Here is a 19435-nt window from a genome sequence, read left to right as displayed (position 1 = left end):
ACGGGGCCGGGCCGAACTTGCCCCCCAATGGCGGCACGGCAGGTCCCGCCGGCCTGACTCCCGGTCGGCGGGACCGTCCGTTGCATTCTTCGCTCGTGACGATCGCAGCCCTGCCGCCGCGTGACCGAAGCGGCAGGGGGTGTCGTTCGGATCAAGCCGCGATCGGGGCGGCCACCGGCTCCGCGGCCCGCACGTCGGCATCGACGTGGCTCTCGAAACGCTTGAAGTTCTCGCGGAACATCGTGACCAGCTTCGTCGCCGTCTCGGCGAAGGCCGGCTTGTTGGTCCAGGTCTCCACCGGCGAGAGCACCTGCGTCTCGACGCCCGGCACCTCCACCGGCACCGCGAAGCCGAAATACGGATCGCGACGGAACTCGACCTGCGAGAGCGAGCCGTCTAGCGCCGCGGTGAGCAGGCGGCGCGTGACGCGGATCGGCATGCGCCGACCGGTCCCGACACCGCCACCGGTCCAGCCGGTGTTGACGAGCCAGCAATCGACGCCGTGCTCGGCGATCAGGTCGCGCAGCAGGTTGCCGTAGACGCTCGGGTGGCGCGGCATGAACGGCGCCCCGAAGCAGGTCGAGAAGGTCGCCTCCGGCGCGGTCAGCCCGCGCTCGGTGCCGGCGACCTTGGCCGTGTAGCCCGACAGGAAGTGATACATCGCCTCGGCGCCGGTCAGCTTGGCGATCGGCGGCATCACGCCGAAGGCGTCGCAGGTCAGCATCACGATGTTCTTCGGATGCCCGGCCCGGCCGGTGGCGCTCGCATTGGCAATGAAGTCGAGCGGATAGGCGCAGCGGGTGTTCTCGGTCAGCGAGGCATCGTCGAAATCGGGCGCGCGGGTCTGCGGATCGATCACGACATTCTCCATCACCGTGCCGAAGCGCTCGGTGGTGGCGTAGATCTCCGGCTCCGCATTGCGCGAGAGGCGGATGGTCTTGGCGTAGCAGCCGCCCTCGAAGTTGAAGATACCGTCCTTGCCCCAACCGTGCTCGTCGTCGCCGATGAGCTGACGGGAAGAATCGTTCGACAGGGTGGTCTTGCCGGTGCCCGACAGGCCGAAGAATAGGGCCGAATCACCGGACGCGTCGAGCGCGGCATTGGCCGAGCAATGCATCGGCATCACGCCCGCGCCCGGCAGCACGTAGTTGAGATACGTGAAGACCGACTTCTTCATCTCGCCGGCATAGGCGGAGCCGCCGATCAGCACGATTTTCTGCGCGAAATCGATGGCGATCACGGTCTTCGAACGGCAACCGTGCCGGGCCGGATCGGCCTGGAAGCTCGGCAGGTCGATGATGGTCAATTCCGGCACGTAGGACGCCAGCGCGTCGCGCTCGGGCCGGATCAGCAGATTGCGGATGAACAGCGAGTGCCACGCGAACTCGGTGTAGACGCGGGCGCGCACCCGGTGGGCCGGATCGGCGCCCCCGAACAGATCCTGCGCGAACAATTCCTTGCCGCGGGCATGGGCCCGGAAGTCCTCGAGGAGCACGGAGAACTGCTCGCGGGTGATCGAGCCGTTGTTGTCCCACCAGATTTCATTCTCCGTGGCGGCATCGCGCACCACGTACTTGTCCTTGGGCGAACGCCCGGTATGGCTTCCGGTGGTTGCGACCAGCGCTCCACCACGGGCAAGTTGCGCCTCGCCGCGCTTCAGCGCCTCCTCGTAGAGGCGGGGCGTCTCGAGATTCCAGTGGACGGCGGCAAGGTCGCGGAGGCCGATCGCCTCCGGGCCATGGGCCGCGTTGAAGTCGCCGGTCTGTGTCACGGTCTGTCTCCCTAGGCGGCCCTGATCGCGGAAGGCGAGGCCGGAGAGCCTGCGCCGAATTGGCATCGTCCTGGGCCGTCCGTGCGGTCGTTCAGGGCCGTCGCACGCCGGTTCGCCGGCCCGTCCGTTCAAATGGGCCGATGCCCAGCCAAAGCGTCAACTAAACTTTAGGAGGGATCCAATATTTTTTGACGCTCTCGGCAATCAATGACGAGGTCAGTCTGTCGCTTCGCTGAATGGGCAAAAGCGTCCGGCAGGGATTATGTGAGGGCAGCGTTCCTGCGCCCCATCCACGGAATCTGTTGAAGACCCGCATGCCCCAAGCCGTCGCCGGCCCGGAGATCGAGCGCCTGATCCAGCTTCTGGGGCGCATGCCGGGCCTCGGGCCCCGCTCGGCGCGTCGGGCCGCGCTCCAACTCATCAAGAAGCGCGAGACGCTGCTGGCCCCGCTCGCCGACGCCATGCGTGTCGCCGCCGAGCGGATCGTGGTGTGCAGTTCCTGCGGCAATGTCGACACCCGCGACCCCTGCACGATCTGCGCCGACCACAGCCGCGACCCGACCACCCTGGTGGTGGTGGAGGACGTGTCCGACCTCTGGGCGCTGGAGCGGTCCGGCGCGGTGAAGGCGCGGTACCACGTGCTCGGCGGCGTGCTCTCGGCGCTCGACGGCGTTCGCCCGGAGCACCTCACCATCGCCCGCCTCGTCGAAAGGGCCAGCGAACCGGGCGTGAAGGAGATCATTCTCGCGCTCAACGCGACCGTCGACGGCCAGACGACGGCCCATTACGTCACCGAATCCTTGAAGCCCCTCGGGCTCACGATCACCCGGCTCGCCCATGGCGTGCCGGTCGGTGGGGAGCTGGACTATCTCGACGAAGGCACCCTCACGGCGGCGATCCGCAGCCGGACGGTGTTTTAGGGGATGGCTGCCTCGAAATATGGGATCGATCAACGACATTCGAGGATGAGATAGGGATAACTCTTCCTTAGGACGATCGTGTCAATTATAATTATAGCGACAAAACCTAGAATAATATTAAATTTTCTGTTCTGGGAGACCAACTTTGGAAGACGCATCCGATTCAGCTGATATTGTATTGCACAACTCGCAAATGTTTCACGAGAAGCTCGCCACGCCGTTCGTGACGCGGGCCTTCATCGTCGCCGTCGTTGCAGTGATCCTCACATGGGCGGCCCGTCTGAGCGGTCTCCTTCCGCGCCTGGATCTTACAGATTTCAACGTTCTCCACATTGCGGGTCAAATGGTGTGGAGGGGCGACATTGCGGACGCTTACCATCTCCCGAATCTTTTGCGGGTCATGCGGGAATTGACCGGACAGGAAGCGCTTCTCCCGTGGGCCTACCCGCCCCCCTTCAACCTCGTCATGGCCCTGTTTGCGCCGCTGCCGATCGGCTTGGCCTTTCTGCTGTTCATCGGCGCAACGCTGATCGCATTTTTGCTGGTGCTGCGACGAATTTCCGGTCTGCTTTTCCCGGCAGTCATACTCGCCCTGTTCCCAAGCCTGATGCTCACCATCGCCTGCGGTCAGAACGGCTTTCTGACGGGCACGCTGATCGGGCTCACCTGCCTCGGATTGTTGAAGCAGCGAGGCAGCGCGGGGCTGCCGTTGGGCCTGATGGTAATCAAGCCGCATCTGGCCGTGGGTCTCGCGGCCGGTGCACTGGTGATGCGGCGTTGGACCTGCTTGGCCGCGGCAGTTGGGACCACCCTGCTCGCCTCAGGTATCGCGACCCTCGTACTTGGTCCGACAATCTGGAGCGCCTTCTTGAGGGGGGCGAACGAGGCCTCGGCCAATTTGGCGGCCGGCCATTATCCGCTCCACCGGATGATCTCCGTCTACGCTTGGCTGCGCAGCAGCGGCGTACCGGCGACGTTGGCCCTTCTGGCGCAGAGCGCGGTCGCCGTCACAGCCCTGGGATTCGTCCTGTTCGCGGTTCGGAAGCGCCTGCCCCAACGGCAGATCATCGGCATTGCCGTCATGGCGGGACTCCTGATGAGCCCCTATGCCTACGATTACGATCTGCCCATCTACGGGATTGGCCTCGCTCTGCTCTTGCCCGATCTACTCCAACGGGCGCGTCGCCACGAACAGGCGCTCCTGTTCGGTTTGGGCTGGGGCAGCAGCGCCTACGGCTTCATCATCCAAACGCTCAACGGTGGTGTGGCCGGATGGCACCCGCCATCCCCGATCAGTCTGTCCCTGGCAGGCCCGATGCTGATCGCCCTGCTGGCTCTGATCTGGATCATTCTCCGGCGGGAACCCGCGAGAGCCATCGCAGGCGCCCCCTCCCCCCAAACACGCGCATCGGCGCCCGTTCAAGCCGCCTGAGGAAGATTCGGCCCAAAGCGTCCCGGTGGATTGGCAGCACCGACACCGGGACGTTGCTTCGGGATCGCATTTGACCGTCTTTGCCGCTCTGCCTATTTCCGGGTCCAGAAGCGCCTGACAGCGGGCGCGTTTGCCCTCGCGCCGATCCCAGCCCGGAAGCCATGACCGTCCGTCCCCTCGTCATCCTGCCCGACGCGCAGCTTCGCCTGGTTTCCGAGCCGGTCACCGAAATCACGAATGAGATCCGCACGCTCGCGGCGGACATGGTCGAGACCATGTACGATGCGCCCGGCGTCGGGCTCGCGGCGGTGCAGATCGGCGTGCTCAAGCGGGTCGTCACAATCGACGCGTCGAAGGACGAGACGGCCCGGAACCCGACTGTCTATCTCAATCCCGAGATCGTCTGGTCGTCCGAGGAGAAGCGCGTCTACGACGAGGGCTGCCTGTCGATTCCGGACTATTACGGCGAGGTCGAGCGGCCCGATCGGGTGCGGGTGCGCTACATGAATCTCGATGGGCAGATTGTGGAGCAGGAAGCCGACGGCCTGCTCGCCACCTGCCTCCAGCACGAGATCGACCACCTCAACGGCGTCCTGTTCATCGATCATCTGTCGAAGCTCAAGCGCGACCGGGTGCTGAAGAAGTTCACCAAGGCCGCCAAGCGCGACGCCGCCTAAGGCCTCACACGATGCGCGTCGTCTTCATGGGTACGCCGGATTTCGCCGTGCCCACCCTCGCGCGCCTCCATGCCGACGGGCACGTGATCGCGGCGGTCTATACCCGCGCGCCGGCCAAGGCCGGGCGCGGCATGGCCCTGCGTCCATCGCCCGTCCATGCTCGCGCGGAAGCCCTGGGACTCCCCGTGCTGACGCCCGGCACCCTGAAGACCGAGGAGGCGGTCGCGACCTTCGCCGGGCACGAGGCCGATGTGGCGGTCGTCGTCGCCTACGGCATGCTTCTTCCGCAACGAATCCTCGACCTGCCGCGCCACGGCTGCCTCAACCTGCACGGCTCGCTGCTGCCGCGCTGGCGCGGCGCGGCGCCGATCCAGCGGGCGGTGATGGCGGGCGATGCCGAGAGCGGGGTCGGGGTGATGCGCATGGAGGCCGGACTCGATACCGGCCCGGTGGCGATGGAGGTGCGCGTGGCGATCACCGAAGGCATGACCGCCGGGGAACTGCACGATGCGCTGATGCCGGCGGGGGCCGATTTGATGGGGCGGGCACTGGCTCGGCTCGAGGCGGAGGGTCTCACCTTCACACCGCAGGCCGCCGAGGGCGTGGTCTACGCCCACAAGATCACCAACGAAGAGGCGCGCATCGACTGGTCGCGGCCGGCCATGGACGTGGCGCGCCACATCAACGGACTCTCGCCATTCCCGGGCGCCTATGTCGAGGTGGATCTAGGAAGGGGCGTCGAACGGGTGAAGGTGCTGCGAGCGCTGCAGACCGACGGTTCGGGTGAGCCGGGCACGCTCCTTGATTCAGCCTGTACCATTGCCTGCGGGATCGGTGCAGTGCGCCTCCTCGAACTGCGCCGGGCCGGCAAGGGTGGAGCGGCGAGCGGCGAGGAATTCCTGCGCGGGGCGCGGCTTCCTCTCGGAGCGACGCTCGCGTGAAGCGCGAGCGCATTGTTGTGACGCCCCGTGGCTCGGCGGATCGTCTCCCGCGCCGAGTTGACGGACGCGACGCGGAAACGGCCTGACATGCCCCGCTACAAACTCGTCATCGAGTATGACGGCGCACCGTTCTGCGGCTGGCAGCGGCAGGCCGAAGACGCGACCGTGCAGGCGGCCCTGGAAGACGCCGTGACGCACTTCTCCGGCGAAACCGTCCGCCTCACCTGCGCCGGACGCACGGATGCGGGCGTGCATGCGATCCATCAGGTCGCTCATCTCGATCTGGTGAAGGCGTGGCGCACGGATACGGTGCGCGATGCCCTGAACGCCCATCTGCGTCCGCAGCCGGTTTCGGTGATTACGGCCGAGATCGTCGGACCGGACTTCGATGCCCGCCACTCGGCGATCCGGCGGCATTATCGCTACCGCATTCTCAATCGACGCAGCCCCGCGGCGCTCACCCGGGGCCATGTCTGGCACGTGCCTTGGCCCCTCGACGCCGACCTGATGCAGGAAGCCGCCCAGCGTCTGCTCGGCCGCCACGACTTCTCCGCCTTCCGCGCCGCCGAATGTCAGGCCAACAGCCCGGTGCGCACCCTGGAACAGCTCGACGTGACGCGCACGCGGATGGGCCTGTTCGAGGAGATAGTGATCGCGACCTCGGCCCGCTCGTTCCTGCATCATCAGGTTCGCGCCATGACCGGCACCTTGATGCTGGCCGGGTGCAAGCGCCTCTCCGCCGACGACGTGGCGGAGATTCTGGCGACGAAAGCCAAGCATCGCTGCGGCCCGCTGGCGCCGGCCGGCGGTCTGACCTTCGTCGGCGTCGATTACGCGGAAAAGTAAGCTTCGAGCACGCGCCCGTAGATCGCGGTGAGCCGTTCGAGGTCCTCGACCGCCACCCGCTCATCGACCGCGTGCATGGTCTGCCCCACGAGGCCGAACTCGATCACCGGGCAGGCATCCTTGATGAAGCGGGCATCCGAGGTGCCGCCGGTGGTCGACAAGGCCGGGCGCCGGCCGGTCTCGGCCTCGACCGCATCGGCCACCAGATCGACGAAGGCGTCGGGCCGGGTCAGGAAGGCGGGTGAGTTCGAGGGCTGGAGATCGAGGCTGAAGCGGACCGCGTTGCCCGCCGCCTCGTCCAGGCGACGGCGGATCTCGGTCCCGAGCGTCTCGGCGGTCCAGTCATCGTTGAAGCGCACGTTGAACACGGCGAGCGCCGTCGCCGGGATCACGTTGGTCGCGGGGTTTCCGACATCGATCGTCGTGAATTCCAGGTTCGACGCGTCGAAATGAGCGGTGCCCCCGTCGAGCGGGGCGGCGAGCAGAGCGGTGGCGAGTCGTAAGAGACCCGGTATCGGGTTCTCGGCCCGGTGCGGATAGGCGACATGACCCTGGCGCCCATGGACGGTGATGCGCCCGGTGAGCGAGCCGCGCCGGCCGATCTTGATCATGTCGCCCAAGCGCTCGGGATTGGTCGGCTCGCCCAACAGGCAATGATCGAAGCGCTCGCCGCGTGCGCGCGCCCAATCCAGCAGCTTGACGGTACCGTTGACCGCCGGTCCTTCCTCGTCACCGGTGATCAGGAAGGCGATGGAGCCGCCGAACGCGGGTCCCCGCGCCTCCAGGAAGCGGAGGGTCGCCGCCAGCAGGCAGGCGATGCCGCCCTTCATGTCGACGGCGCCGCGCCCGTAGAGGATGCCATCGGCGACCTCACCGGAGAACGGGCTGTGCGTCCAGGCGGTCACCTCGCCCGGCGGCACCACGTCGGTATGGCCGGCGAACAGCAGGACGGGACCGTCGGTGCCGATCCGGGCATAGAGATTCTCGATGTCCGGCATGCCGGGCTCGGAGAAAACCGGGCGCTCGACCGTGAAGCCTGCCTCGGCAAGCACGCAATCGAGGAAGGACAGCGCACCGCCCTCCTCCGGGGTGACAGAGGGGCAGCGGATCAGGGATTGGGCGAGGGAGAGGGGAGAGGCTTCGGACAAGGCGACACCGTGAACGCGGGGACGGACGAACGCGTCCACCCACCCATCCCCCCTCATCCTGAGGGGCGAAGCGAAGCAGAGCCTCAGGATAAGGGGCTTGGGGAGGAGGGCGACCGTCGCATCGTCCGCCAGCGCTAGCACGCCGCCGCGCCTCGCGAAAACCGCCGCTTCCGCTCCGCCCCTCGCCGGCTTACATGGCCGGCATGGCACTCTCGTCGGACGAAATCGAACGCTATGCCCGCCATATCGTCCTGCGGGAGGTCGGCGGGCCCGGTCAGGCCCGGCTGAAGGCGGCCCGCGTCCTGGTGATCGGCGCGGGCGGGCTCGGTGCCCCGTTGATCCAGTATCTCGCCGCCGCCGGCATCGGCACGATCGGCATCGTCGACGACGACGCGGTCTCGCTGTCCAATCTGCAGCGTCAGGTCATCCATGGCACGCCCGACGTGGGACGGCTCAAGGTGGAGAGCGCGGCGGAGGCGGTCGCCCGGCTGAACCCCCATGTCCGCGTGGTCGCCCATCCGGTCCGGATCACGCCCGAGAACGCCGTAGCGCTGATGACGGACTACGACCTCGTCGCCGAAGGCTCCGACAATTTCGCCACCCGCTACGCCGTCTCGGACGCCTGCTTCCACGCCGGGAAACCTCTCGTGACGGCGGCGCTCGGGGCGTTCGACGGCTCGCTCACCACGATCCGCGCCCATGAGACGAGCCCGGAGGGCGAGCCGAACCCGACCTATCGCTGCCTGTTCCCGAATCCACCGCCGCCCGGCACGGTCGCCCCCTGCGCCGAAGCCGGGGTTCTCGGCGCCTTGGCCGGTGTGATGGGCTCGCTGATGGCGATGGAGGTGATCCGGGCGGCGGCGGGCTTCGGCGAGCCCCTCGTCGGGCGTCTGCTGATGGTCGATGCCCGCTCGATGCGGTTCGAGACGCTGGGCTATGCCTGGGATCCGGACAACCCGCTCAACGGCGTCAGGACAGGCCCGGCAGCCGTGAGGGACCCGGACGCGTCTCCCCCTTCGCCTCAAGGGCGCTGAGGCAGCATTTCTTGTACTTCTTGCCCGAGCCGCAGGGACAGGGATCGTTGCGGCCGACATCCTTGTAGGGGTTCTTGACCGGCTGGCCGTAGGTTTCCGAGGTCCAGTCGAGGGCCTCGACCGGATCGTCGAGATAGCCGTATTGGCGCGTGTCGAAGAGGCTCAGATCCGGCGGCTCGGCGGAGGCCTGCCGCAGCGCCTTCCGGAACCACGCGAGATCGCTGAACTCGTCCGTGATGCGGCCGTCGCGGCGCGCTGCCTCGACCCGTGGCGCGAGGTCGGTCAGCCCGAGATAGGCGATCGCCTCTTCCCAAGCGCTCCAGACCGGTCCCCCCTCGATATCGGCCCGCGCCTCGTCGAAGCGCATCAAGAGGGTGCGGGCTTCCTCCAGAGGAATCCGTCCCTGACGCGTCAGGAAGCTCAGCGCGGTCAGGACCGAACCGCGCACGAACGCGTCGCCGCTGCTGTCGAGACTCAATGGGACAAGGGCAGTGAGATCCCCGTCGTAAGTCGAGGCGATCACCTTCGGCAGGGTCGCGGTGATGGCGTCTCCGAGCAGCCCCTCGACCGCCTCGCCGTCCTGCCGCAGCAGCCGCATCAGCGGCGGGAAGACCCGGGTGTCGCGGGAAGCGGCCAGGGCGTGGAGCCCCCAGAACAGGAGGTTGGCCTCCTCGTCCTCGATCGCGTCGGCATCGTCCCCCGCCCGGGCCAGAAGCGCGAGCACCGGCTCGGCGATCGCCTCGGGATCGGCGATCGCCCGCCTCAGGGCCTCGGTCGGGAGGTGATCTTCCTCGGTGAGGACCGCGATGAGATCCGCATCCATGGCCGCCCCTCCCGATCAGGCGCGCAACGTCGCGCCGGTCTTCTTGGCCACCTCGGCGACGATCTTGGCGCTGACCGCCTCGATCTCCGCATCGGTCAGGGTCCGTTCCGAAGGCTGAAGACGGACCGCGACGGCGACCGACTTCGATCCATCCGGAATGCCGACGCCCTCGTACAGGTCGAACACGTCGATGCCGGCGATCAATTTGCGATCGGCGCCCTGGGCGGCCTTCAGGATATCCGCAGCCGTCACCTCGCGCGCCACCACGAAGGCGAAGTCGCGGGAGATCGCCTGCAGGCCGGAGAGCGCCAGGGCGGGTTTGGCCTTCGTCGGACGATGGCGCGGCAGCGGCAGGGCGTCGAGGACGATCTCGAAGCCGACCTGCGCGCCCTTGAGGTCCATCGCCTTGAGAAGCCGCGGGTGCAGTTCACCGAAATGGCCGACGACGGTCTTGGGCCCGAACTGCAATGTACCGGAGCGGCCGGGATGCAGCCACGCGGGTCCGCCGGCCACGACCTGGAGGCCGCCGGTCGGCACGCCCAGCGCGCCGAGGAGGGCGAGGGCATCGGCCTTGGCCTCGAACACGTCGACCGGCGCGGCGGCGCCGGACCAGTGACGTCCGGCCCCGCCGTGACGGGCGGTGCCGCGGCGGATGCCGGCGGCGCGCACGCTCTGCCCCTCCGGCTCGTCGCTGGCGAAGCATTGCCCGACCTCGAACAGGGCCACGTCCGGGAAGCCCCGGTCGGCATTGCGCTGCGCGGCGCGCAGCAGACCCGGAACGAGGCTCGGGCGCATGTCGGACAGGTCGGCCGCGATCGGGTTGGCCAGGGCCAGATCGGCCCCGCCGCCGCCGAACAGCCGCGCATCCTCGGCGGCAATGAAGGAGTAGGTCACCGCCTCCATCAAGCCCCGGCCGGCCAGTGCCCGGCGGGCGAGGCGCGTGCGCCGCTGCAGCACCGTCAGCATCGGCTCGTTCGCCACCGTCTCGACGCGGGCGAGCGGCTTCGGCTCGATCCGGTCGAGCCCGGCGATCCGGACGATCTCCTCGACGAGATCGGCCTTGCCCTCGACATCGGCCCGCCAGGACGGCGGCAGCACCTTCACGCGGTCACCGGAGCCGGCGATGTGGAAGCCGAGCGCTTCGAGCGTGACCTTCATCTCCGCCCGCGACAGCTCGATGCCGGCGAGGCGCCGCACCTCGGTCCAGGGGAAATCGATGACGTGGGAGAGCTCGGGCACATCGCCCACGACATTCGCCTGGCTCGGCGTCCCGCCGCAGAGGTCGAGGACGAGGCGGGTGGCGAGATCGAGCCCCGGAAGGGTGAAGGCCGGATCGACGCCGCGTTCGAAGCGGTAGCGGGCATCGGTGACGATGCCGAGGCGCCGGCCCGTGCGGGCGATGGCGCGCGGGTCCCAGAGGGCCGATTCGATGAGCACGTCGGTGGTGTTCTCGTCGCAGCCCGAGGCCTGACCGCCCATGATGCCGCCGATCGACTCGACCCCGTTCGCGTCCGCGATGACGATCACGTCGCCGTCGAGGCGGTACGTCTTGCCGTCCAGAGCCACGAGGCTCTCGCCCTCCTCGGCCCGGCGCACCACGAGGCCGCCCGCGACCTTGTTGGCGTCGAACACGTGCAGGGGCCGGCCGCGATCGAAGGTGAGGTAATTGGTGATGTCGACGAGCGCGTTGATCGGGCGCAGGCCGATGGCACGCAACCGCTTCTGCATCCATTCGGGCGAGGGACCGTTCTTGACCCCGCGCACGAGGCGCAAGCCGAACAGCGGGCACAAACCCTTGTCATGGGCGTCGAAGGCGAGCGAAACCTGGGTCGGGCATGGGCCCTCCCCGCGCACCGGCGGCAGCGGCTCGCGTTTCAGGGTGCCGATGCCGGTGGCGGCGAGATCGCGGGCGATGCCGTGGATCGAGGCGCAATCGGCGCGGTTCGGCGTGAGGTTGATCTCGATGACCGGGTCGTCGAGCCCGGCCCAGACGGCGTAGGGCGTACCCACCGGCGCGTCCACCGGCAGATCCAGGATGCCGTCGTGATCCTCGCTGAGGCCGAGCTCCGCCCCTGAGCAGAGCATGCCGCGGCTCTCGACGCCGCGGATCGTGCCGACCGAGAGCGTGATGTCCTTGCCGGGAACGTAGGTGCCGGGAGGCGCGAAGACCGAGAGCATGCCGGTGCGCGCGTTCGGCGCCCCGCACACCACCTGCAGCGGCTGCCCGTCGCCCGCATCGACCTGGCAGACGCGCAGGCGATCGGCGTTGGGGTGCTGCTCGGCGGAGATCACCCGCGCGATCACGTAGGGCCTGAGGGCGGCGGCCTTGTCCTCGATCCCCTCGACCTCCAGCCCGATCCGCGTGAGCGTCTCGCTGATCGCGTCGAGCGAAGCCTCGGTGTCGAGGTGGTCCTTGAGCCAGGAGAGGGTGAATTTCATCTCAGAACATCCTCGCGGCCGCCGGGGCGAACCGAGCCGGAATCCACAATCGTTGCGACAGGGTCAGGCCGTCAGCCCGCCGACCAGGCTCGGCACGTCGATCGGCCGGAAGCCGTAATGGTCGAGCCAGCGCACATCCGCCTCGAAGAACGGGCGCAGGTCCGGCATGCCGTATTTGAGCATGGCGAGGCGGTCGATGCCCATGCCGAAGGCGAAACCCTGGACCTGATCCGGGTCGAGGCCGCCGTTCCGCAGCACGTTGGGATGCACCATCCCGCAGCCCAGCACTTCCAGCCAGTCGGTGCCCTCGCCGAAGCGCAGCTCACCGCCCTTGCGCGAGCACTGGATGTCGACCTCCGCCGACGGCTCGGTGAAGGGGAAGAACGAGGGCCGGAAGCGCATCGTCACGCTGTCGACCTCGAAGAAGGCACGGCAGAACGATTCCAGCACCCATTTCAGGTTGGCGATGTTGGCCGAGCGGTCGATGACCAGCCCTTCGACCTGATGGAACATCGGCGTGTGGGTCTGATCGGAATCGTGCCGATAGGTCCGGCCGGGCATGATCACGCGGATCGGCGGCTGCTTGGCCCGCATGGTCCGCACCTGCACCGGCGAGGTGTGGGTGCGCAGAAGCTTGCGCCGTCCCAGATGATCGGGCGCCAGGAAGAACGTGTCGTGCATCTCGCGGGCCGGATGGCCCTCGGGGAAGTTGAGCGCGGTGAAGTTCAACTCGTCGGTCTCGATATCGGGACCTTCCGCCACGGAGAAACCGAGATCGGCGAAGATCGCGGTGATCTCCTCGATCACTTGGCTGATCGGGTGGATGCGACCGCGGATCTCCGGCGCCTCGCGCAGGGGCAGCGTCACGTCGATGCGCTCGGCGGCCAGCCGCGCGTCGAGGGCGGCCTCGACCAGAGCCTCGCGCTTGGCCAGGATCGCGCCCTGCACCCGGTCGCGCAGACCGTTGATGAGGGGACCGCGCTCCTTGCGCTCCTCCGGCGTCATCGCGCCCAGCGTCTTCAGAAGCTCGGACACGCTGCCCTTCTTCCCGAGGGCGGCGACGCGCAGGGTTTCGAGGGCGGCCTCGTCACCGGCCTGCTCGACCTGGCCGAGGAGGTCGCGTTCGAGAGCGTCGAGATCCATGGTCTGTCCTTAGCCGGTCGTCGCGGGCTGCCTTTTGCGCGCGTCGTTTGCCGTCCTGCAAGCGCGCAAACGTTCGCATCCGTGCAAATCGCGAGGAGGCCCCGGGCGGGCAGAACGGGCCGGGCCCGTCCGGAAACGAAAAGGCGCGGCGCTCGATGAAGCGCCGCGCCTTGATGAAGGGTCGCGCTCCGCCCGGGGGCGGTACGCGGATCAGGCGGCCTTGGGCAGGGCCGACTTCGCCTTCTCGACGACGGCGGCGAAGCTCGCCGGCTCGTGGATGGCGAGTTCGGAGAGGGCCTTGCGGTCCACCTCGATGCCCGACTTCGCCAGCCCGTCGATGAAGCGGGAATAGGTCAGGCCATGCTCGCGGACCGCCGCGTTGAGACGCTGGATCCAGAGGGCGCGGAAGGTGCGCTTCTTGTTCTTCCGGTCGCGGTAGGCGTACTGCAGACCCTTCTCCACCGCCTGCTTGGCGATGCGGATCGTGTTCTTGCGCCGGCCGTAATAGCCCTTGGCGGCCTTCAGAACTTTCTTGTGCTTCGCGTGACTGGTCACGCCGCGCTTGACGCGGGCCATGGGAGATCTCCTCGGATTTTAGAAAAGCAGGTTCGCTTGGGACGAAGTATCAGCGCTGGTTCGGCAGAAAATACTTCTTCACGTTGGCGGCATCGCCCTCGAACAGGGTCGTGGTGCCGCGCAGGTTGCGGATCTGCTTCGTGGTCCGCTTGATCATCCCGTGGCGCTTGCCGGCCTGGGCGTACATCACCTTGCCGGTGCCGGTGATCTTGAAGCGCTTCTTGGCGCCCGACTTGGTCTTCAGCTTGGGCATTTGGCTCTCCTGACGCAACGGCGGGCCGGCCGGAGAGCCGGTGCCTTGCGCTGTGATGCTGCTGGAGCAACGGGAACCGCCACGGCAGCCCTATCGGCCGGGCGGTTCGACGCGGGCGGCTTATGGCAGAAACATCCGCGGGTTTCAATCGACCGAAATCGCATGGCTCGACCACATCCTCGCGCCGTCAAGCCTCCCCACACGCGCACCCACGAAGACTGTGGAAAGCCTGCATTCGGTGGGCTTGCAAAGATTCCCCATCGCGCCAGGGGCGGTGCGGAACCATAAACCTTGGCCGTCGGTTTCGTTCATGTCCCGCTCAGACCGCGTCGTTCAATAGTCTCTCCAACATCCTTATTCGGTCACAGGAGACGTCTTCGTGCGCATTGCCCAGGTTGCTCCTCTCGCGGAAGCTGTTCCCCCGAAGTTCTATGGCGGCACCGAGCGCGTCGTTTCGTGGATCACGGAAGAGCTGGTCCGTCAGGGACACGATGTGACACTGTTCGCGAGCGGCGATTCCCAGACTTCGGCCAAGCTTGCAGCCTGTCATCCGGAGGGCCTGCGCCTTCTCGGCTACCGCGATCACACCGCGGGCCACCTCGCGATGCTGCATCACGTCCATCGCCGCGCGCACGAATTCGATGTGATCCACTTCCACATCGACCTTCTGCAGTATCCGATGTTTGAAGATCTTTACCACAAGTGTCTGACGACCATGCATGGTCGCCTGGACGTGCCGGATTTTATGCCGGTCTACAACACGTTCACCGGGATGCCTCTGGTCTCGATCTCGGACAACCAGCGCGAGCCGATGCCGGAGAATTCGAACTGGCTGGCCACGATCCATCACGGCCTGCCCAAGGAGAACTGCCCGTTTTACCCGGAGGCCAAGGGCGGCTACCTCGCCTTCCTCGGCCGCATCTCGCCCGAGAAGCGCCCCGACCGCGCGATCGAGATGGCGATCCGCTCCGGTACGCCGCTGAAGATCGCCGCGAAGGTCGACAAGGCCGATCAGGATTACTGGGACGAGAAGATCGAGCCGATGATCCACCACCCGCTGGTGGAGTATATCGGCGAGATCAACGAGGAGCAGAAGAAGGACTTCCTCGGCAACGCCCTGGCGCTCGCCTTCCCGATCGATTGGCCGGAGCCCTTCGGTCTCGTGATGATCGAGGCGATGTCGGCCGGCACGCCGGTGATCGCCTTCGGCAACGGTTCGGTCCCCGAAGTCATCAAGGACGGCGTGTCGGGCTACATCGTCAACTCGATGGATGAGGCGATCGAGGCGTGCCGCAAGGTACGCGATCTGCCCCGCACCGGCGTCCGTGCCCATTTCGAGGGCCGTTTCACCGCCGAGGTGATGGTCCGCAAGTATGTCTCGGCCTACGAGCAGCTCCTTGCCGGCCAGGGAAACCTCATCAAGATGCCGGCGGCGGGCGCCTTCTCGCCCCAGTACGGCGAACTCAACGGCAAGGCCGGCGCGCCGCTCCACATCGCCGCGATGCCAGCCTAAACCGCCGCACGAAACCCGTCGTAGCCCCCTCGCCGGAGGCGGCGCGGCGCCTAACTGAACGATCCTCACCGCGCCGCCGGTCGTGACACACGACCGGCGGCTTTCGATTCGAAGGTCCGGACCTTGCGAGGGATCGGACCCGGCTCGCACGGATCATCGGCAGGAGGCGCTTCGCATGGCGGCACAGGACGACGCGGCAAAGGCCCGGCACGCCGAGGACGAGACCAGACAGGCGGCGAAGGCAGGGTTCCAGGACGCGGACGAGGCCCTGCCGCAATACCACATCGAGGCCCAGGCCTCGCTCGTCGAGCGCCCCTTGCGCTCGCTGAAATACGGCGAGGCTTTCGCCGTTCTCGACAGCTACGGCGATATCGGCTGGTATCCCGGCGCCGACGGCCTGTATTTCCAGGACACGCGCTATCTCTCCCGCCTCGCCCTGACGGTCGAGGACGAGCGGCCGATGATGCTGTCCTCGGCCATGCAGGACGACAACGGCGCGCTCTCGGTCGATCTCACCACGCCGGACATCCGCTTGGATGCGGGCGATGAGACCGCGATCCCCCGGGAGCTGATCGCGCTGGAGCGGACCAAGTTCCTGTTCAAGGGCACCTGCTACGACCGGATCGGACTGCGCAACTACGACACGCGGCGTCGCAAGCTTCGGATCGGCGTGACCTTCGACGCCGATTTCCGCGATCTGTTCGAGGTGCGCGGTTCCGATCGCGTGAACCGCGGCAAGCGCACGGTCGAGCGGCGCTCGGACACCGAGGTGCAGTTCCGCTACGCGGGGCTCGACGACATCGTGCGCACCACCTCGGTGCATCTGGGGCCGAAGCCGCACCTGCTGGAGCCGGGCAAGGCCGAATTCCTGGTCGAGCTGGCCCCCGGTGCCCATACCTCGCTGTTCATCCGCATCGCCTTCGAGTCGCACCGGGCCTTCACCAAGGCCCCGGGCCCCGAGAAGGCCGGTGAGGCTGCCGCCGCCGCTCTTTCGCGCGCGGCGGGCAGCCTTGCCGACCGGCCGGACCGCTCCCTGAGCGAGGGCCGCATCTTCGCCCGTGCCTATCGCGACAATCGCCGGGATCTGCGCGAGCTCACCGCCGGCATCACCACGATCATCTCCTCGAACGACCAGTTCAATGAGGGGCTCTGCCGGGCCACCGCCGACCTCTACATGCTGGCGACCCGAACCCAGGAGGGCGTCTACCCGTTCGCCGGCATCCCCTGGTACTCGACCGTGTTCGGGCGCGACGGGATCATCACCGCGATGATGGCGCTCTGGATCGACCCCAATTTCGGCAAGGGCGTTCTGCGCTTCCTCGCGGCGACCCAGGCCAAGGAGGTCGACCCGGCCGCGGATGCTCAGCCCGGCAAGGTGCTGCACGAGACCCGCCGCGGCGAGATGGCGATGCTCGGCGAGGTGCCGTTCCGCCACTATTACGGCACCATCGACGGCACGCCCCTCTTCGTGATGCTGGCCGCCCAGTACCACGAGGTGACGGGCGATCTGGACACGATCCGCTCGATCTGGCCGCAGCTCAAACTGGCGCTTGCCTGGATCGATCAGTACGGCGACCGGGACGGCGACGGTTTCGTCGAATATGCCCGCGAGACCGAGCAGGGGCTGGCCAATCAGGGCTGGAAGGACAGCCACGATTCGATCTTCCATTCCGACGGCGCCATGGCCAAGGGCCCGATCGCTCTGTGCGAGGTGCAGGGCTACGTCTTCGCGGCTAAGCAGGGCGCGGCGAAGCTCGCGCGCCTGCTCGGCGAGGACGATCTCGCGGCAAGCCTCACGGCGGATGCGGAGAAGATCCAGAAGAAGTTCGATGAGGCATTCTGGTGCGAGGAGATCGGCACCTATGCCCTCGCGCTCGACGGCGCCAAGCGTCCCTGCGCGGTGCGCTCGTCGAACACCGGCCACGCCCTGTTCACCGGCATCGCCTTGCCGGAGCGGGCGGCGCAGGTGGCGGCGCAGCTCCTGTCGAATGACGGGTTCAACGGCTGGGGCATTCGCACCGTCGCCAAGGGCGAGGCGCGCTACAATCCGATGTCGTACCACAACGGCTCGATCTGGCCGCACGACAACGCGATCTGTGCCATGGGTCTGGCCCGCTACGGCCTCAAGGACGAGGCCGCGCGGGTGTTCGAAGGCATGTTCGACACCAGCCTCTACTACGACCAGAAGCGCCTGCCGGAGCTGTTCTGCGGCTTCATGCGGCGGCGCCAGCGCGGCCCCGTGAGCTACCCGGTCGCCTGTTCACCCCAGGCCTGGGCCGCCGCCGCTCCGTTCGCGTTCCTCGCGGCAAGTCTGGGATTGGAACTCGATCACGCCCGCAACCGCATCCGTTTCCGCAACCCGGTTCTGCCGAAGTTCCTTGAGGCGGTGGAGCTGTACAACCTCAAGCTCGGCGCTTCGCGGGCCGATATCCGCCTGCACCGTCACGGGCACGACGTCACGGTGGCGGTGACGCGCCGGGTCGGGGACGTGCAAATCTCGATGTTGAAATAAGGCGCCGAAGACGCACTGCCTCGCTCCGTTCGGCGCGAGGCAGTGCCTTCCGCTGGCCGTAGCGAGGCCGGGCCGACCCCGATAGGCTTTGGAGGCGGCCTCAGCCTGCCTTCGCCAGCGGCTTCGATTTCCTCTCGGGCCGGAACACCGCCATCGGCTCGGGGAATCCGTCGAGCGGGTGGCTGCCCAGCGGCTCGGGGTCGCCCCAGAGGAAATCGACGAAGGGCTTCGACATCAGCAGCGGCTCTTGGAGCACGCGGTTCAGCCGTGCCAAGCGGCTCGCAAGATTCACGTCGCGGCCGATCACGGTGAAATCGAGCCGGGTGCCGGAGCCGACATTGCCATAGGCCGCCTCGCCATGATGGAGGGCGATGCCGGCATCGACCACCTTGCCGGAGAAGCGACCGACGGCGTTGGCCTCGGTGAGCGCCGCGAGCGCCGATTGCGCGGCGGTGAGCGCCCCCTTCGCGGCACTGCCCATATCGTCCCCGGACTCGCGGAAGATCGCGAGAAGGCCGTCGCCGAGATATTTCAGCACCTCGCCGCCCTCGCGCTCGATCGGCGGGACGAGGCAGTCGAAGAAGGCGTTGAGGAGATCCACCGCGCCCTCGGGCGTCAGGTCGGCGGACAGGCGCGTGTAGTCGCGCATGTCGGCGAACAGGATGGCCGAGCGGATGCGCCGCACCTGCCCGCGGCGAATGTCGCCCGACAGGATCGCCCGGTGGGGTTCGTCGCCGACATAGATGCGCAGCACCGTATCGAGCTGCTTGTTGAGGAGCCGCATCTCCATCACGGCGGCCAGCGTCGGCATGACGAAGCGCAAGATCGCGATGTCCTCGTCGCGGAAGCCGCTCGCCGCACGCGTCGCGAAGGTGATGCCGTTGCGCGTGCCGTTGGTGAAGATCAGCGGCGCCACGATGTAATGGGTGTAGCCGGCAGCCTTCAGCTCGGGGATGACGGCGTAGGCGGTGTCGGGCGTTCGGGCCAAATCGAGTACGAGCCATTCGCCCGATTGGTGCACCGTGTAGAACGGGCTCTCGCGATAGGCCCGCTCCGAGGCCTCGCCGTGCGGGAACAGGCGAACGCTCGATCCCTCCTCACGGGTCCAGCGGCGGCCGACGCCGGAATATTCCGAGTGCAGCGTGTCGATGGCGGTCGTCGCCCGATCGATCGGCACGCCGATCTCGTCGAGGCGCTGCGCCAGGCCGGACAGCAGGTCGTCGGCCTTCGGAAGCCGGGCACCCTCGCCCAGGAGCCAGTCGCGGATGCCGACACAGGACTGGAGCGCGCCGAAAGGCACGTCCTCGGCTTCCGACCCGTCAGCGAGGGCGGTCGGGGCAGGTCTCGGGGCGTCCTCGTCGAGCATCCGCCGAAAGTGGTCACTTCGCCGGTCAAAGCAAGGCTTGC

General features: G+C 67.4%; 16 protein-coding genes. 8 read left to right on the top strand and 8 right to left on the bottom strand.

Translation table 11 applies throughout. The features are described from left to right. Positions 1-151 precede the first annotated feature (151 nt). Positions 152-1771, bottom strand: coding sequence for a phosphoenolpyruvate carboxykinase (locus tag OWC43_RS04145; RefSeq protein WP_137828489.1), 1620 nt, complete (start codon positions 1769-1771; stop codon positions 152-154). Positions 1772-2085: 314 nt separating this feature from the next. Between OWC43_RS04145 and recR the strand changes: the two genes are divergently transcribed. The 5 genes from recR (at position 2086) to truA (ending at position 6587) form a co-directional block, all read left to right on the top strand. Next, positions 2086-2691 (top strand): recombination mediator RecR, encoded by a 606-nt coding sequence (recR, locus tag OWC43_RS04140; RefSeq protein ID WP_137828488.1) that lies wholly within the window; start codon positions 2086-2088, stop codon positions 2689-2691. 145 nt (positions 2692-2836) lie between these two features. Further along, positions 2837-4123: a glycosyltransferase family 87 protein gene (locus OWC43_RS04135; protein ID WP_393955802.1), complete on the top strand. Its 1287-nt coding sequence runs from the start codon at positions 2837-2839 to the stop codon at positions 4121-4123. Positions 4124-4284: 161 nt separating this feature from the next. Then, on the top strand, positions 4285-4800 hold the full coding sequence (locus tag OWC43_RS04130; RefSeq protein WP_137828487.1) for a peptide deformylase: 516 nt from the start codon (positions 4285-4287) through the stop codon (positions 4798-4800). Positions 4801-4811: 11 nt separating this feature from the next. Next, positions 4812-5741: a methionyl-tRNA formyltransferase gene (gene fmt, locus OWC43_RS04125; protein ID WP_393955801.1), complete on the top strand. Its 930-nt coding sequence runs from the start codon at positions 4812-4814 to the stop codon at positions 5739-5741. A gap of 87 nt (positions 5742-5828) precedes the next feature. Further along, on the top strand, positions 5829-6587 hold the full coding sequence (gene truA, locus OWC43_RS04120) for a tRNA pseudouridine(38-40) synthase TruA (RefSeq protein ID WP_393955800.1): 759 nt from the start codon (positions 5829-5831) through the stop codon (positions 6585-6587). Here truA and dapE read toward each other — a convergent pair. Beyond that, complete coding sequence (dapE, locus tag OWC43_RS04115) at positions 6572-7735, bottom strand: succinyl-diaminopimelate desuccinylase (protein ID WP_393958486.1); 1164 nt, start codon at positions 7733-7735, stop codon at positions 6572-6574. The genes truA and dapE overlap by 16 nt on opposite strands. Before the next feature lie 203 nt (positions 7736-7938). Here dapE and OWC43_RS04110 point away from each other — a divergent pair, with 203 nt between their 5' ends. Continuing rightward, a complete protein-coding gene (locus OWC43_RS04110; protein ID WP_393955799.1) occupies positions 7939-8769 on the top strand; it encodes a HesA/MoeB/ThiF family protein in 831 nt (276 codons plus the stop codon). Here OWC43_RS04110 and OWC43_RS04105 read toward each other — a convergent pair. The 5 genes from OWC43_RS04105 to rpmI form a co-directional block, all read right to left on the bottom strand. After that, entirely contained in the window at positions 8705-9592 is an 888-nt protein-coding gene (locus OWC43_RS04105; RefSeq protein WP_393955798.1) for a DUF1186 domain-containing protein, read from the bottom strand. The genes OWC43_RS04110 and OWC43_RS04105 overlap by 65 nt on opposite strands. A 15-nt stretch (positions 9593-9607) precedes the next feature. Then, positions 9608-12031, bottom strand: coding sequence for a phenylalanine--tRNA ligase subunit beta (pheT, locus tag OWC43_RS04100; RefSeq protein ID WP_393955797.1), 2424 nt, complete (start codon positions 12029-12031; stop codon positions 9608-9610). A 63-nt stretch (positions 12032-12094) separates the two neighbouring features. After that, positions 12095-13174, bottom strand: a complete 1080-nt coding sequence (pheS, locus tag OWC43_RS04095; protein ID WP_393955796.1) for a phenylalanine--tRNA ligase subunit alpha — start codon at positions 13172-13174, stop codon at positions 12095-12097. A gap of 210 nt (positions 13175-13384) precedes the next feature. Continuing rightward, positions 13385-13750 carry a 50S ribosomal protein L20 gene (gene rplT, locus OWC43_RS04090; RefSeq protein WP_137828480.1) on the bottom strand — a complete coding sequence of 122 codons (366 nt, stop codon included), beginning with the start codon at positions 13748-13750 and terminating at the stop codon, positions 13385-13387. Positions 13751-13799: 49 nt separating this feature from the next. Then, positions 13800-14003, bottom strand: coding sequence for a 50S ribosomal protein L35 (gene rpmI / locus OWC43_RS04085; protein WP_056244427.1), 204 nt, complete (start codon positions 14001-14003; stop codon positions 13800-13802). A gap of 379 nt (positions 14004-14382) precedes the next feature. On the opposite strand from rpmI, the gene OWC43_RS04080 reads away from it, so the two are divergent. After that, entirely contained in the window at positions 14383-15516 is a 1134-nt protein-coding gene (locus OWC43_RS04080) for a glycosyltransferase family 4 protein (RefSeq protein WP_137828477.1), read from the top strand. Positions 15517-15691: 175 nt separating this feature from the next. Beyond that, positions 15692-18028 carry a glycogen debranching N-terminal domain-containing protein gene (locus OWC43_RS04075; protein WP_393955795.1) on the top strand — a complete coding sequence of 779 codons (2337 nt, stop codon included), beginning with the start codon at positions 15692-15694 and terminating at the stop codon, positions 18026-18028. Positions 18029-18128: 100 nt separating this feature from the next. Here the strand turns inward: OWC43_RS04075 and OWC43_RS04070 are convergent, their stop codons facing one another. Next, entirely contained in the window at positions 18129-19394 is a 1266-nt protein-coding gene (locus tag OWC43_RS04070) for an adenylate/guanylate cyclase domain-containing protein (RefSeq protein ID WP_238308232.1), read from the bottom strand. Positions 19395-19435: the final 41 nt, after the last annotated feature.

The sequence above is a fragment of the Methylorubrum sp. POS3 genome, assembly GCF_043352485.1.
Lineage (GTDB): Bacteria > Pseudomonadota > Alphaproteobacteria > Rhizobiales > Beijerinckiaceae > Methylobacterium > Methylobacterium suomiense.
This window is presented reverse-complemented; position numbering and strand designations above follow the sequence as displayed.

What these genes read in the sequence shown, in the direction of transcription:
- pheT (WP_393955797.1), bottom strand. Translation starts at nt 12,031, where the DNA reads ATGAAATTCACCCTCTCCTGGCTCAAGGACCACCTCGACACCGAGGCT.
- OWC43_RS04070 (WP_238308232.1), bottom strand. Translation starts at nt 19,394, where the DNA reads ATGCTCGACGAGGACGCCCCGAGACCTGCCCCGACCGCCCTCGCTGAC.
- truA (WP_393955800.1), top strand. Translation starts at nt 5,829, where the DNA reads ATGCCCCGCTACAAACTCGTCATCGAGTATGACGGCGCACCGTTCTGC.
- pheS (WP_393955796.1), bottom strand. Translation starts at nt 13,174, where the DNA reads ATGGATCTCGACGCTCTCGAACGCGACCTCCTCGGCCAGGTCGAGCAG.
- recR (WP_137828488.1), top strand. Translation starts at nt 2,086, where the DNA reads ATGCCCCAAGCCGTCGCCGGCCCGGAGATCGAGCGCCTGATCCAGCTT.
- OWC43_RS04075 (WP_393955795.1), top strand. Translation starts at nt 15,692, where the DNA reads ATGGCGGCACAGGACGACGCGGCAAAGGCCCGGCACGCCGAGGACGAG.
- rplT (WP_137828480.1), bottom strand. Translation starts at nt 13,750, where the DNA reads ATGGCCCGCGTCAAGCGCGGCGTGACCAGTCACGCGAAGCACAAGAAA.
- OWC43_RS04110 (WP_393955799.1), top strand. Translation starts at nt 7,939, where the DNA reads ATGGCACTCTCGTCGGACGAAATCGAACGCTATGCCCGCCATATCGTC.
- OWC43_RS04130 (WP_137828487.1), top strand. Translation starts at nt 4,285, where the DNA reads ATGACCGTCCGTCCCCTCGTCATCCTGCCCGACGCGCAGCTTCGCCTG.
- rpmI (WP_056244427.1), bottom strand. Translation starts at nt 14,003, where the DNA reads ATGCCCAAGCTGAAGACCAAGTCGGGCGCCAAGAAGCGCTTCAAGATC.
- OWC43_RS04105 (WP_393955798.1), bottom strand. Translation starts at nt 9,592, where the DNA reads ATGGATGCGGATCTCATCGCGGTCCTCACCGAGGAAGATCACCTCCCG.
- fmt (WP_393955801.1), top strand. Translation starts at nt 4,812, where the DNA reads ATGCGCGTCGTCTTCATGGGTACGCCGGATTTCGCCGTGCCCACCCTC.